The 14,221-nt window shown below is 48.0% G+C and carries 10 protein-coding genes; 2 read left to right on the top strand and 8 right to left on the bottom strand.

The window, feature by feature from the left end; genetic code table 11:
- Positions 1 to 141 precede the first annotated feature (141 nt).
- Entirely contained in the window at positions 142 to 618 is a 477-nt protein-coding gene (gene bcp, locus EI981_RS03810; protein WP_126995610.1) for a thioredoxin-dependent thiol peroxidase, read from the bottom strand.
- Between the two features lie 125 nt (positions 619 to 743).
- Between bcp and EI981_RS03805 the strand changes: the two genes are divergently transcribed.
- On the top strand, positions 744 to 1,817 hold the full coding sequence (locus EI981_RS03805) for an LCP family protein (protein ID WP_126995608.1): 1,074 nt from the start codon (positions 744 to 746) through the stop codon (positions 1,815 to 1,817).
- 75 nt (positions 1,818 to 1,892) lie between these two features.
- Complete coding sequence (locus tag EI981_RS03800) at positions 1,893 to 3,206, top strand: glutamate-1-semialdehyde 2,1-aminomutase (protein ID WP_126995606.1); 1,314 nt, start codon at positions 1,893 to 1,895, stop codon at positions 3,204 to 3,206.
- 406 nt (positions 3,207 to 3,612) lie between these two features.
- Here EI981_RS03800 and EI981_RS03795 read toward each other — a convergent pair whose 3' ends face one another.
- The 7 genes from EI981_RS03795 to EI981_RS03765 all read right to left on the bottom strand — a co-directional run bounded on the left by EI981_RS03795 (position 3,613) and on the right by EI981_RS03765 (position 14,219).
- Complete coding sequence (locus EI981_RS03795; protein WP_126995604.1) at positions 3,613 to 5,064, bottom strand: ABC transporter substrate-binding protein; 1,452 nt, start codon at positions 5,062 to 5,064, stop codon at positions 3,613 to 3,615.
- Positions 5,065 to 5,200: 136 nt separating this feature from the next.
- Positions 5,201 to 6,064, bottom strand: a complete 864-nt coding sequence (locus tag EI981_RS03790; protein WP_126995602.1) for a carbohydrate ABC transporter permease — start codon at positions 6,062 to 6,064, stop codon at positions 5,201 to 5,203.
- Between the two features lies 1 nt (position 6,065).
- Complete coding sequence (locus tag EI981_RS03785; protein ID WP_126995600.1) at positions 6,066 to 6,998, bottom strand: carbohydrate ABC transporter permease; 933 nt, start codon at positions 6,996 to 6,998, stop codon at positions 6,066 to 6,068.
- Positions 6,999 to 7,092: 94 nt separating this feature from the next.
- Complete coding sequence (locus tag EI981_RS03780; RefSeq protein WP_126995598.1) at positions 7,093 to 8,403, bottom strand: response regulator; 1,311 nt, start codon at positions 8,401 to 8,403, stop codon at positions 7,093 to 7,095.
- Positions 8,404 to 8,674: 271 nt separating this feature from the next.
- On the bottom strand, positions 8,675 to 10,483 hold the full coding sequence (locus tag EI981_RS03775; protein ID WP_126995596.1) for a sensor histidine kinase: 1,809 nt from the start codon (positions 10,481 to 10,483) through the stop codon (positions 8,675 to 8,677).
- 693 nt (positions 10,484 to 11,176) lie between these two features.
- Entirely contained in the window at positions 11,177 to 11,812 is a 636-nt protein-coding gene (gene pgmB, locus EI981_RS03770) for a beta-phosphoglucomutase (protein ID WP_126995594.1), read from the bottom strand.
- 76 nt (positions 11,813 to 11,888) lie between these two features.
- Entirely contained in the window at positions 11,889 to 14,219 is a 2,331-nt protein-coding gene (locus tag EI981_RS03765; RefSeq protein WP_126995592.1) for a glycoside hydrolase family 65 protein, read from the bottom strand.
- Positions 14,220 to 14,221 lie beyond the last annotated feature (2 nt).

The raw sequence follows: 14,221 nt of genomic DNA, 5'->3' as shown, positions 1-14,221 counted from the left end.
TTTATATGAATCATTTTGCATCTGGTAGATTGTATGTCGTGAGCTATAGAAATAGACTTTGTTTGGAAATAACAAAAAGGACGCTGCGAAAGCCCTACTATACAGGTCTTTGCTGCGCCCTTCTTTAAAAAAACGGATTGTTCAAACTCCCTCTCTTATAGCCTCCAGAACCTTCTCTACATGTCCCTTCACTCTGATGCCGCGCCATTCGCGAACCAGTCGTCCTTCTTCATCAATTAGAAAGGTGGAGCGAACAATGCCTTCATATTCACGGCCATACATCTTCTTAAGCTGCCACACGCCGAACATCCGACAGATCTCATGGTCTGCATCCGATAGCAGTAGGAACGGAAGACTCTGCTTCTCCACGAAACGGTCATGCGACTTCACTGGATCACCACTAATACCGAGCACGACCGCATCCCGCTCGCTAATAGCACTATAATTGTCACGGAAATCACAGGCCTCTTGAGTACACGCCGTAGTCATGTCCTTCGGATAGAAATAGATTACCACCTTCTGTCCGCGGAACTGACTTAAACTTACTTCATTGCCCCCGCTAGCAGGAAGGGTGAAATCTGGAACAGTTTGTCCAAGTTCAATTGGTTGCCGATTCATAAGAAAATCCTCCTAAAAGAATACTAACTCACATAAATTGATTGTAACTCTAAAAAAAATTATAATGAATGAAGTATTGCCATCAAAATGAACTCATCGTTTTTTCTGAAAGGAACGAAATTTATATGACAAAACGAACTAAGCGAACCATCCTTTGGTCGCTGCTCGCGGTCCTGGTCATCGTTGTTGGATTTTTAGCTTATTATTTCACTGCGATTTATAACCAGGTAGACCATTTCCAGAAGACCGGCGAGGATTCTCCATTTTATCAGGTTAAACCAACGGAGACAACCAAAACCCCAGAACCGCCAAAATGGGAAGGAACCGACCGAGTCAATATTCTACTCATGGGTGTCGACGCGCGCGGTCTCAAAAAAGGCGAAATTCCACGTTCCGATACGATGCTGGTAGCCTCGCTTGATCCGGTAACCAAACGCGGGTATCTGTTCTCGATCATGCGCGACACCTATGTCAAGGTCCCTGAATATGGCATGAATCGAATTAATACAGCGATCACTCATGGCCCTAATACAGCCATGAAGACGGTCTCCGACTTGCTGGGCATTCCGATTCAATATTATGTGTATACCGACTTCCAAGGATTCATCGAACTGGTCGACGCCATCGGCGGCGTGGATTTCTATGTAGAGAAGGATATGCATTATACGAGCAAAGCGGATAATCATGAGTACGATATCGATTTGAAGCAAGGACAGCAGCATCTGGATGGCAAGACTGCGCTGCAATACGTCCGTTTCCGGCATGATGCTCTCTCGGACTACAGCCGTACAGAACGTCAGCGTAATTTCTTGACGGCCGTGGCCAACAAGATGATCTCGACGACCTCCTTGCTCAAACTGCCGGCTATTCTGGAGAAAGTCAATCCTTATATCGATACGAACCTGACGATTAACGATATGTGGAAGTTGGCCAACCTTGGCTATTCCAGCAAAATGATTGCCAGTGAGCAAATTCCGCCAATGAGCCTGCTAATCGAGAAAAATGTCGGTGGAGCTGAAGTGCTGGGCGTCAAGAGTGATGAAGAGCTCAAAGCTTATGTCCAAGAAGTATTCAATAGAACAGAAGACACTTCTACAGATGAGCAGAACAGCGGGAACAACAGCAATTCTACGACGAATGGCAGCAATAGCGCGCCGAAAATTAAGAATGAAGCTGCGGATACTTCCAGCGGGCCTTGAGCCTGAGGAGTCAGGCAAACCTAGATCCTATGCTCTGGAAGCACCATTACCTACTGTGAAAGGGAGTTACTCATCATGAATAGGAAGCAATCCGAAGTACTATATGAAGAAGCACTTCAACATATCGTAGGCGGCGTCAACAGCCCCTCCCGCTCGTTCAAAGCGGTTGGGGGCGGGGCGCCTGTCTTTATGAAGAAGGCCGAAGGCGCCTACTTCTGGGACGTCGATGGCAACCGTTATGTCGACTACCTGGCCGCATATGGCCCAATTATTACTGGACATGCCCATCCGCATGTCACGAAGGCAATTACTGAAGCAGCGGCTAACGGAACGCTTTATGGTACGCCTACCGAGCTTGAAATCCAGCTTGCAGTGATGCTGAAGGAAGCAATCCCTTCGATGGATAAGGTCCGCTTCGTCAATTCCGGTACAGAAGCCGTTATGACGACAATTCGCGTAGCCCGCGCCTATACCGGTCGAAACAAGATTATCAAGTTCGCCGGCTGCTATCATGGCCATTCCGACCTTGTGCTCGTTGCTGCAGGCTCTGGTCCATCCACGCTTGGTATTCCAGACAGCGCTGGTATCCCGACAAGCATCGCCCATGAAGTCATCACCGTTCCATTCAACGATACGACCGGATTACAGGAAGCACTGGAGAAATGGGGCGACGACGTAGCGGCTGTCATGATCGAGCCCATCGTCGGCAACTTCGGGATGGTCATGCCGAAGCCTGGCTTCCTAGAGGATGTATGCCGGCTGACACATGAGTACGGCGCGCTCGTTATATACGATGAGGTCATCACGGCCTTCCGTTTCCATTACGGCTCCGCCCAGACTTATGCGGGACTAGATAACCACGATGCCATCAAGCCGGATCTGACCGCACTAGGCAAGATTATCGGCGGTGGCCTGCCTATCGGAGCTTATGGCGGCAGCAAAGAGATCATGGAGAAGGTCGCTCCGCTCGGCCCGGCTTATCAAGCCGGAACGATGGCTGGCAACCCGGCTTCCATCTCCGCAGGTATCGCTTGTCTCGAAGTACTGCAGGATCCTAAAGTATATGAGGAAATGAACCGCCTCACTGTGAAATTGACTGATGGCCTGGCTGAGTCCGCCAAACGGCATGGAGTGCCATTGACCATCAACCGTATTCGCGGCTCCTTCTCAACGCATTTCTGTGACCATCCGGTAACGAACTATGACGAGGCCCAAGATACGGATGGTGAAGCATTTGCCGCCTTCTTCCGTGCTATGCTGAATCGCGGTGTTAATCTGGCTCCATCCAAATTTGAAGCCTGGTTCCTGACGACGGCTCATACCGAAGCAGACATCGACTTCACACTTGAGGCTGCTGAGGCTTCCTTCAAGGAAATCTCCGGCAAATAAAGGATATCATCCATTTTAGCCCTCTGCGGCTCAGGTATTTTACTTGGGCTGTAGGGGGCTATTTTATGATGCAGCAGCCCATTCTAACGAAACGTGGTATCGCTATTCGTGCCGAAAAACGCCTTGAAAAATTGTAACGAAACAGGGTATCGCTATTTAGCAAAAATAACCCCTCAAAGCCCAGAATTAGCCCAAATAACGATATGGTGTTTCGTTAAATTCGATACACGCTTGTTTTTAAGCAAATAACGTTATGACGTTTCGTTAGAAAATGACCGACCACTCGTCCGTCTACTCACCAAACTTCACCCCATCGTCAAGACATCAGTCATTACAACAAACTGAGGCGCCCCTAAATAAGGACGCCTCAGTTATTGCACACCATTCTTACTGTTAACTAATCTGATTATTTCGCTTCAATCTTATCAAAGTAATTCTCCTGCACGTACTGTGCAGCCACATCAAGTTGTTTCTTCGAATCCGTATCCTTCTTCGAGAACGATTCCTGTACTACGTTGGACATCGTTGCATAGTAGTCCTGTGTGCCGAATTGAGCTTCTGGTTTGCCCTCCAGCAAGGAGAACAGGTTTGGATCGTATTTGTACACGTTATCGTACTTGTCATAAATCGCTTGGATCTTGCCTGCATACTCGGAATCATCCTTGAAGTACTCAAGTGGCGTAGGAACATAATACTTGCCTTCTGCTTTGCGAGCATTAATCGTATCTTCAACAGCCTTCAAAGAGCCATCTGAGAAATAATCAAACGTAATATAGCGGAAAGCCATCTCTTGCTCATCCTTCGTTGCGTTCGGGTTAATGACCAGATAGTTGCCGCCTAGAATTCCGTAGTGTTTGCCGCCCGCCTCAGCAGCCGGCATCGGATAGACGAGAACATCCTCAGGCTTCATGCCACCTTCGTTCAGAGCAGCTTGAACGACGTCAAATGCACCAGCAATAACCATTCCTGTACGTCCTTGTTGGAACGAGCTTATTGCATCGCCCCAGCCGAGAGCCCAGTCCTGCGGAATCGCATTAGCTTCCCATTTCAGCTTCTTATAAAAATCAAGGGCTTTGACACCTGCATCGGTGTTAAATACAGCCGTTACTTTGCCATCTACGTTGTTCTCGATATCCCCGCCGGCCTCAAACAAGAAATTCGTCCAGTTCCATCCAGCTTCATTGCCTTTACCCATTGGAGCAATGCCTGAGATCCCTTTCTTCGGATCGGCAACCGCTTTGGCTGTATTGTACATATCATCCCAAGTCCAATCGAGGGCAGGAATGGCAGCTCCTTTATCGTCCAAAATCTTCTTGTTCACTACTGTGGAGGTAATGTAACCGTTCTGTGTAATACCAAATACCTTGCCATCCACGATGAACTGATTTTGTATTACAGGGTTAATCTCGTCTTTGTACTCCCAATTGTTCCAAAGGTCCGTAATATCAGCGACCCAGCCGCGTTCTACCAGAAAGTTCGCTTCCGTAGCCCAAGTGTTGTAGAAGGTTGGGGCTTCGTTGGAAGCCATTTTTACGCCGATTTCGTTAATATCGTATTGCCAGTCATCCTTAGTAATCGTGACATTCGGATACATCGCTTGGAAGCGGGCAATCTTATCGTCTTCTTGCGCACGAAGCGTCGTTTCATCCGGCAGTGGATAGTGAATTTTCAGCGTTACTTTCCTCTGTGTAATGTCATCCTTCGGCTCATCGGTCGCTGTGTTAGTACCACCGGTATTGCTTGGAGTATTTGCTCCTCCGTTATTAGCCTGGTCGCTTGCATTGTTCTTTCCGCCGCACGCTGCGAGCAGTGAACCTAGCAGCATTAAGCACATCAGTACTGCTGAGAACTTACGCATTGAAACTCCCCTTTTCCATAATTGTTGTCAACTGATACATTTTTATATTAGAAGATTTCTGGTAGGAGGACGATGTGTATTCATATGGCGATCATGTGCAGCCCTACGCTAAATGTAAACGTTATCTCTACTCTGCTTACCCTTTGACGGCAGTCAGGCTGACGCTGCGCACGATAAACTTCTGGAATCCCAAAAACACGAAGATCGGCGGAATCATAACCATGAACAGAATCGAGAACTTGATACTGCTGTCCAAGCTCCGCGCATTAATGACATACTTATATATCGCAGTGGCCAAGGTGTATTTATCCTCCGTATGCATAACTAGCGATGGCCAGAACCAGTCGTTCCATGCAGTAGAGAAAATAAAGATCGACAATGTGGCAAAGATCGGGACGGACAACGGAATAGCTATTCGTAGATAGCTCGTCAGCTCCGAAGCACCGTCAATCCGCGCCGCTTCAAAGATTTCCGGATGAATGCCGTCGAAGAAATTCTTCATTAGCAGGAAGTAGTATGCATTCGCTCCCGCAGGCAGCCAGAAAGCCCAGTAAGAGTTGAGCAGTCCGAGCTGCTTCAGATTCACGAAGTTAGGAATCATATAGCTTGTTGCTGGTATGAACAAGGTAAGCAGGATGAAGAAATAGATTACCCGGCTATACGGAACGCGAATTCGCGATATGCTGAATGCTGCCAGACCGAGTACCATAATCGTCATGAGCAGATTCCCGAGAAAAATGAACACTGTATTCTTCAAAAATACCGGTAAAGCAATGTAGTTCCAACCTTTGGAGAAATTCTCCCAATGCCAGGTTGTCGGGAAGAACTTCGGCGGAAAGGTATTGATCTCAGGATTGCTCTTAAGTCCGTTGAACATCGTCATGAGAATGGGATATAGCATCGTAACGGCCATAATGGCAATACCCAGAACCATGATTCCATAGACGATCTTATTCACCGGCTTCTTCAAATCCGATGGTGACAGAATGCCTCTTTCCATATTAGTAATCCTCCCTGTTCATCTTGAATTGAATGACGCCAAGGATACCCAAGACGATAAACATTAGTACGCCTAGCGCTGTGCCTGCCCCATAATCCAACTGGGTGAAAGCATATTTCACCGTGAAGAGCGCATAGGTCAACGTAGCCTTGTTCGGACCGCCATCCAGCAAGGCCAATTGAGATTGGTAAGCCTGTGATGTACCGATAACCTGCAGGATGAGCATCAGAACAATCAAGCTGCGCATAGATGGGAGGGTAATATATTTAATCCGACTCCAAACTCCGGCACCGTCAATTTCTGCTGCTTCGTACCAGTCCCGCGGAATACTCAGCACCCCGGCCAGATAGATCAACATTGCCGAACCGAACTGCTGCCATGTCTCCATGAAGACGATCGAGATCATCGAGAAGCGTCCATCGGATATGAACGAGATCGGCTCGACGCCAAACAAGCCAAGCAAGGCGTTAATTGGTCCGACCGGATCGTACATCCATCTCCACATGCCATAGAGCACTACGCCAGGAACGACGAAGGGCAAGTAAGCGGCTATTCGAGCAAAGCCCTGGAAGAACTTAAGCTCCGATATGGCTATCGCTGCCACGATTGGCACCCAGAACCCGATGACTAACGTAAGGAACATAAAATACAATGTATTTTTAACAGATAGCCATAAATCAGGGTTATGAAATATTTTTGCATAGTTATCCAATCCAACAAAAGAGTTGCCCTTTACGAAATCGACGTTGTAGAAGCTATAGACGATCCCTTTGAAAATTGGAACCCATAGAAAGACGATAAAAATGACGATAGCTGGAACGAGAAAAAGATACCCCCACATGTACTTTTTCCAGTTTGATGTTCTTCGTACTTTTTTGAGCTCTTTCTGAGGCCCCTTGACCATGTTTCCTGGTGAAATCACCGATTCCTCCATGAGTTTCCCTCATTTCTCTTTAGTGTCCAGCTTTCATTTTAGAAAATCATGGGGCTCGGGAACAGGTGTAATACTATGCGAAGTATAGCTGTTCTTACTTCTTCAGCTCACTGGGACTAAGACCGAAATACTTCTTAAATATTTTACTGAAATGTTCGGGAGATTCGTAACCGACGCGTTCAGCGATCTCATAACGACGTAGATCAGTATTGAGCAACAGGGACTTGCTCTCTTCCATCCTCAGTTTGATCACATACTCCCACAGATTGTAGCCGGTGTTCTTCTTGAACAGGAAGCTAAGATAATTAGGGCTGACATGATTCTTCTTCGCGACCTCGTGGATCGTCAATCCTTTCTGGCTGTAATTGTCTTCGATATATTGCTTGGCACTATCAACAATCCGGTTATTCTGTGTCGTAAGCTCTTCAGCGGTAGGGTCCTGAGCATAATTGCTCCAATTGAAGTCACCGTAATAGAACACCTGGTAATCCCCATGCTTCCCGCCCCACACAATCGCCTTATCCGCTTGACGATCCAGCACAGACAGAAATTCCGCGCCCTTCAGAATCTGGCTAATTCCGATGATGGCCGGAATATTTAAGTACTTCTGCACATGATGATGCAAACTTCGCCCGATCATTTCGAGATGGTTGATTTTATTTATATCCAGCTCATCATACTCTGTCTCGTTCCACTGCAGTAGAATACAGATATCTCGTTCACCAGAATAGCAAGTCAATATTTTCTCTTCTTTATGTAACAGCTCTTCAGCCACGTTCCGTGCAGCATAGTGTAGTAGACGGATATCCCGCTCCGAATAGGAGGCCTCCCCCTCCCGCGGAATATCAAGCTTCATTCTGATCACGGAGAAATAAGGGCCCACTAATCTTAATTCCTCCAAAATACCCTCTTGCAAAGAGACCGTTCCGTTCAATAGACGCTGTAGAAGCTCATTCTGCTCTGGACGAAATTCCTCCATTCGAAAATGATCCGTATCCGCGGACAAAAACTCATCGATTTGCGCGACAGGCCGCTCCATCTTCAACAGAGCATTACGGACGGAATCCAAGAAATTCTCGCTATTCAGCGGCTTGATCAAATAATCCTTGGCCCCAAGTCGCAAAGCCATCTGCGCATATTGGAATGTCTCATGGGCAGAGATGATAATCGTCTGCACCCACGGCTTGACCATCTTGGCCTGCTGCATCAATTCGATCCCGCTCATCTCCCCCATCTGGATATCGGTGACAAGCAGATCGATCTCCTCCATACGAATGTAGTCGAGAGCTTCATGTCCGCTGTAGGCGGTATACACCGCCCCGATATCGATGCCGGAACCGTTCAGAAGTCCAGCCAGCCCCTTGCAGATTAATGGTTCATCGTCAACGACTAGTATTTTGTACATTCTCTTCTCCCCCTGTAGCTTTCTGAGTCCACTTTTGATCACGAAGTTAATCAGGAAGCGTTCTCGACATCGAATCTTGAATTCACCCGGGCCCAAGCGGATGCTTACGAAGTCATGTTCCCTAGGGGAACATCTCAAGTGCTCACGTACAAACTACGTACGCTCCGCTCCTCACGCCCTAGCTTCATCCAACTGAAGCGTTTTGAAAAAACGCACATCGTAAGCATAAGCTTCGGTGCTGAAAACTGGGCTTTTGGAACACTTACCTGTGCTATGGCTGTTCTCGCACGGACTTTGGAAGCTTTAGCGTAACCCGGGTCCCGCCTTCCTCGCGCTTCGAATATTGAAGTCCATAATTGGCTCCAAAATGCAATCTGATTCGCTGGTGGATGTTACGTATACCGTAACCGAACGTCGGGTCCGGATTCTCTTCGTCAAGCAAGCGATTAATCATCTCATAATCTACTGACTTGTACCCGTTATCTTCTATGAATATAAATAGATTATCTTCATCCGAGGCAGCGCGAATCACAATCTCGCCGTCCTCCCCCATATGCTTCACACCGTGAATAATAGAATTCTCAATTAAAGGCTGCAGCGTTATTTTCGGGATGGAGATCGGCAGCAGTTTCTCGGGAACATCTATCGAGATCCGGAACTGATAATCATACCTATGCTGCTGCAATTTGATATAGGCAGAAGCATGTTCAAGTTCCTCCCCAAGCGTAATCAGCTCCCTGCCTCGGCTGAGACTAATTTTCATCAACTTGGACAATTCCTTGATCATTTCAGCCGAAGCGGTATTCCCCTCCATTGTGCTTTTCCAATAGATACTCTCCAGCGTATTGTAGAGCAGATGCGGATTAATCTGTTGATACAGAATTTGCAGCTGGGATTCCTTCTGCTTCAGATCCATCGTGTATTTATAATGAACCAGCGCATTTAACCGGCGCGCCATCTCGTAAATGCTATGCATCAGTACGCTAATCTCGTCCTTCTTCTCTCTGCGTGGGGTCTCCGGAACGATATTCCCCGGTTCATAGCGTCTGACGAAATATACCAGCTTCTGGATTGGCATCATCAGGGATCGCCAGAAATAGAGCATGAAGATTAGACTCCCGGCAAAAAAGACAATCGAGATCAACTGAATCACCTGCTTGATCTCCTTCTGCTGATGCAGTAGTGCTTGCACTGGAACCTTATAGACCAGCTTCTGCTGCAATACATGGTTATAATTAACGACGTAAATATAATCGCTGGTAATGACATCCTTCACGCCGCTGGTCATTCCCATATCCGCAACCTCCGGCGGAAGCTCCAGCACATCTTCGTGTTCATTGCTCTGAGCGCTCAGAACGCGGTTACTCCAATTTGTAAAATAAAGCTCTCCCTCCGGCAACGATACGGTCTGCAGCGACTCCTGAACTCGGGCGTCCAGATTAGTAACCACCAATACCCCAATCGTGCCATTTCTATAAATATTGTTGATCGCCCGGATATAAGCGAGCGTCCTTTGATCGCCTTGGCCTTTGGAAGGCGGTGACAAATGATCGATCAGACGTAAATACCCTTTTCCTTTCTTCTCGACAGCCTCGTCGAACCAGTCCGGCTTCTCATCGTCAGAAAAAAAATAAACCCCGGATTTTTTCGGCCCTGGATAGAACGGAGCAAAAAAGTAGGTGTTCTGTGGATCGTACACATAGAGCGAGTAATAGACTGGCTCGCGCTCGTCTGTCTCTTGCGAATAAGTGGTCAGCAAATTTTCGAGCTTCTCGTAATTTTTCACCCTTTGCAGTATCGTCTCATCAGTAGAAAGCGGATTCAATTGCTGCAGCAGTGAGTTCTGAAATACAGTAGAAGTCACCTTGTTCACTGCTTCAATGTCACGATTGATCAGTCGGAAATTTTGCTTGTTCAGCTCGATATAGGCGTTGGTAACATGACGCTTCAAGATTTGATCGGCTTTGTAATTGCCGTAGGCATTCAGAATTAATAGCGGAATAATGATAATGAGAAATAACAGGAATAGCTGCTGCTTCACATTCATTCGATTCAATGGATTATTTAGTCTATATCTCAATTGCCTTTCCCCCCTGGCACTTGAAGCGGTAGTCCAAAAACCCTCTCACACCCCTTCATCCAACTAACACGTTTTGAAAAACGCACAATCAGAAGCATGAGTTTCGGTGCTAAAAACTGGACTTTTTTAACACGCACTATAAGTGTAACAAGAATAAAAAATATCGATGGTGTGTATTTCTACGCACATCATAGTTATTCCTACGATCGGCGACTGTGAAAATTTCAGGAGCTACCCCTGGGCTGGCAACCACCTATCCGTATTTCTGTAACGAAACTACGGATCGTTATTTTTTCAAAAACATTGCTAAATTAATTCTAACGAAACTACAGATCGTTATTTAAGATTAATTCAGGCTTTTTACAGTCAATCCCTAAAATAGCGATACCTAGTTTCGTTACACTTTAAAACAGCACTTTTGGACCTAAATAACGATATCCAGTTTCGTTAGAGTTCGAGCGCATCCAGATTGCAAAAAAAAAAGCTATCCTCAAGTAGTAAAAACACTACTATCGGATAACTCCTTACTGGCTTTATATAACGGTGGTCAACCCCATTTGATCTTTCAGCTCATAGCTTCCATCCATGCTCTATGCTCATGCTCATACTCGCCAAATCTATGAATCAACTCTACATTAACTATACCATTGACCGCCGTACATGATCTGCAGTTTACACAGCATCTACCTGTCATTACCCGACCAGTTCATCCAGCCCCGTGATCACTTTGTCAGCCGCGAACAGCACCTCTGGGCTGCCGATGCCGACTACACTGCAGCCTGCAGCCTTGCCGGCCTCCACGCCTACTGCCGCGTCCTCGAACACGACGCAGTCGGCCGGAACCAGATCAAGCGCCCTACTAGCTGTCAGGAACACCTCCGGGTCCGGCTTCGCCTTGGACACCTTCGTACCGTCAATCACCGCGTCGAACAGCTCCGCGATACCCAGCCGATCAAGAATGAACGCTGCATTCTTGCTGGCCGAGCCGAGCGCAATCTTCACGCCCTGCTGGCGCAGTTGCTGCAGGTACTCCTTGGCGCCCGGTAAAATCTCAAATGGCTCAAGTCGTGAAATATACTCGATGTACTCCTTATTTTTCTCCTCAGCCATCTTGAGGCGCTCCGCTTCGCCAGCCTCTACACCGCCAATCTCGAGCAGAATCTTCAGGGATTCCACCCGGCTTACCCCTTTGAGACGTTCGTTATCCGCTTCCGTAAACTCAAATCCGAGCCGTTCAGCGAGCGTACGCCAGGCCAAATAATGATATTTTGCAGTATCCACAATCACTCCATCCAGATCAAAGATCGCGCCTCGCATCGTATCCAGCATATCTTCCTCTCCCTCTCTATCAAGTACTCACTAACTGTTTTCCCTGCTGATTCGTGGCATTTTTTCTAGCCCTCTACTACAAGGCAATAGATAGAATCTGGCCCGGGGCTGCCATTACGTTCTCTAAACTAGCTGCAACTTCTGAATCTGTTATCTCTGTCCCCTCGCCAACCCGTCGCTTAATTCGGAACTCGATCGAAACCTTATTCTCTTCCGCAGCCTCTACCTGGACCTGATCCGCTTCGATCGTAACGGTAAAGCTTGCCCCTCTCAGCCGCAATGGGAAGCTGACCGAGCTCCATGCTTCAGGCAAGGATGGGGCAATGGACACGGATTCTCCGTCAAACCTCAGCCCCGAAAAACCGAGTATCGCGGCCATCCATGCTCCCCCGTTCGCCGCGGGATGAGTTCCCCCGATATACAAATCGCCGACATACTGCTTCGAGTCCCCGGTTAGATCAATCGTAGCCGTGCGTTTGAAATAAGGGTATGCCCAATCCGATAAACCGATATCTGCGGCTACTAACGCATAAATACAGGAGCTTAAGCTCGATCCATGCTCTGTGCGAGGCTCATAATACTCCCAGTTGCGTTGCTTGATCGCCCTGCTGAACTCATCCTTGAACAGATGGAGCATCAGGACAACGTCGGCTTGCTTCAAAATTTGTGTCGTTGTCGCCAGTCCGTTACCGCCGCCAAGATATTCATGCTTGTTCAGGACTCGCGATTTCAGCTGCTCCAGCGTTACGTCCTCAAGCGTGAAGTAGCGGTCGAACTGCTCGATCACTCCAGTTCCCTCGGCAGGCTGCGGGATATACAGGCGCTCGTGCATATCGCGAAGCTGCTCTGGCTTGATTCGGCTATCCACCATAAGGGACTCAGCCACGTCTGGATATTTACTCTGTAAATAATCGAGAACCTCCAGGGAGACATGCAGACAACGCTTAACCATCGCATTCGTGAAGGCGTTATTGTTCACCCGCTCATGATACTCATCCGGCCCGGTCACATCCAGAATCTCATAGCGGGATTTAAAAGAATTATAGTAAGCGTAGGAGTAGAAGAAGCGGGCGCATTCCAGCACTGTCTCAGCTCCGCCGTCCAGCAAAATGCTGTCATCTCCGGTGAAGATGAAATACTGCCAGATGCCATAAGCTACATCCGCGCTGATGTGCACTTGCTTATCGCGGAAATAAGTCCGCATCGGACGCCCAGTGAATACATCATTGACATTGAACAGGGTGCAAGCATCATTCCCGTTCTCCTGGCTCTCCCAGGCGTAGAACGCTCCTTCATAGCCGTACTCCGCCGCCTTCCTGCGCGCGCCGTCCAGCGTATGAACTCGGTACATCATCAGATTGCGGGCGACGCCTGGCTGAGTATACAAGAAGAACGGGAGCATGAACATCTCCGTATCCCAGAAGATTGCGCCTTTATATACCTGTCCTGATAAGCCCCGCGCTGGGATCGACAACTTCTCCGAATGTCCCGGGGCAATGATATGCAGCTGGTAAAGGCTGTAGCGAAGGGCGAGTTGAGCCTCGTCATCCCCTTCGATGCGAACATCAGACTCCTTCCATTTTCGCTCCCAGCAGTCCGTATGCTCGGCATACAGTGCCTCATATCCAATCTCCGTGGCCTCCTGGCTATCCTTGAATGCCGCCGTAATTGTATCCGCAGCTTCATCCAAACCGGTAAATACGGACACATACTTGTGGAAGGTATAGCTCTTGCCCGCTTCTGCCTGCAAGCGGATTTCTTTACCAAGGAAGTCGTCGGAGTCTACGGAGCGCTGCTTCCCGAATCCGCACGCAAGGGAATGGCTAACCGTGACCGGAATGTTCAGTTCATGTGTCCAACTGGTACAAGTCATTGTCTCTCCCTGTGCTCCTGCCTGGATTGTTCCCTCCATCCGCTCCAGATGTGGACCGTTGATATCCCATATTCGCCCGTCGATTCCTGTAGTTATGATTAGCTCGCAATCCTGGCTACTAGTTATCGTTACTCGATTGACGAGCAGGTGCAGACGCTGCAAGCTGCAGAAGCGCTCCGACTCAATAGTAACGGTTCCGCCGCCCTTAGCCGGATATACCGTCCTGCGACGATGCACGCCGTGGCGTATATCCAGCTCCTGCTCGTGCTCAAGCGGCTCACGCTCGAGCACGCTTAATGTAACACCGTCGCATATCACTGTGGTAGATAATCCGTTCGGTGCGTTGATGGGCTCACGCCATTTATCGCCTACTTTATCGTATAATCCGGCCAGAATGGTTGCCGTTAGCTCAGAACGCATGAACTCATCCAGCGTACCGCGATAACCCATATAGCCGTTACCGCTCATAAATTTATTGCCGTAGATGGCGATTCGTTCCTGATCGAAGCCGCTCTCTCGAATGATCCAGCTCATCG

The sequence above is a fragment of the Paenibacillus lutimineralis genome (genome assembly GCF_003991425.1).
Taxonomy (GTDB): domain Bacteria; phylum Bacillota; class Bacilli; order Paenibacillales; family Paenibacillaceae; genus Fontibacillus; species Fontibacillus lutimineralis.
The sequence above is the reverse complement of the archived record's forward strand: the minus strand, read 5'-3'. Positions and strand labels throughout refer to the sequence as shown.

Excerpts from the sequence above, each read along its gene's own strand:
- EI981_RS03765 (WP_126995592.1), bottom strand. The coding sequence starts at position 14,219 with ATGAGCTGGATCATTCGAGAGAGCGGCTTCGATCAGGAACGAATCGCC.
- EI981_RS03780 (WP_126995598.1), bottom strand. The coding sequence starts at position 8,403 with ATGTACAAAATACTAGTCGTTGACGATGAACCATTAATCTGCAAGGGG.
- bcp (WP_126995610.1), bottom strand. The coding sequence starts at position 618 with ATGAATCGGCAACCAATTGAACTTGGACAAACTGTTCCAGATTTCACC.
- EI981_RS03790 (WP_126995602.1), bottom strand. The coding sequence starts at position 6,064 with ATGGAAAGAGGCATTCTGTCACCATCGGATTTGAAGAAGCCGGTGAAT.
- EI981_RS03795 (WP_126995604.1), bottom strand. The coding sequence starts at position 5,064 with ATGCGTAAGTTCTCAGCAGTACTGATGTGCTTAATGCTGCTAGGTTCA.
- EI981_RS03785 (WP_126995600.1), bottom strand. The coding sequence starts at position 6,998 with ATGGAGGAATCGGTGATTTCACCAGGAAACATGGTCAAGGGGCCTCAG.
- EI981_RS03800 (WP_126995606.1), top strand. The coding sequence starts at position 1,893 with ATGAATAGGAAGCAATCCGAAGTACTATATGAAGAAGCACTTCAACAT.
- pgmB (WP_126995594.1), bottom strand. The coding sequence starts at position 11,812 with ATGCTGGATACGATGCGAGGCGCGATCTTTGATCTGGATGGAGTGATT.
- EI981_RS03805 (WP_126995608.1), top strand. The coding sequence starts at position 744 with ATGACAAAACGAACTAAGCGAACCATCCTTTGGTCGCTGCTCGCGGTC.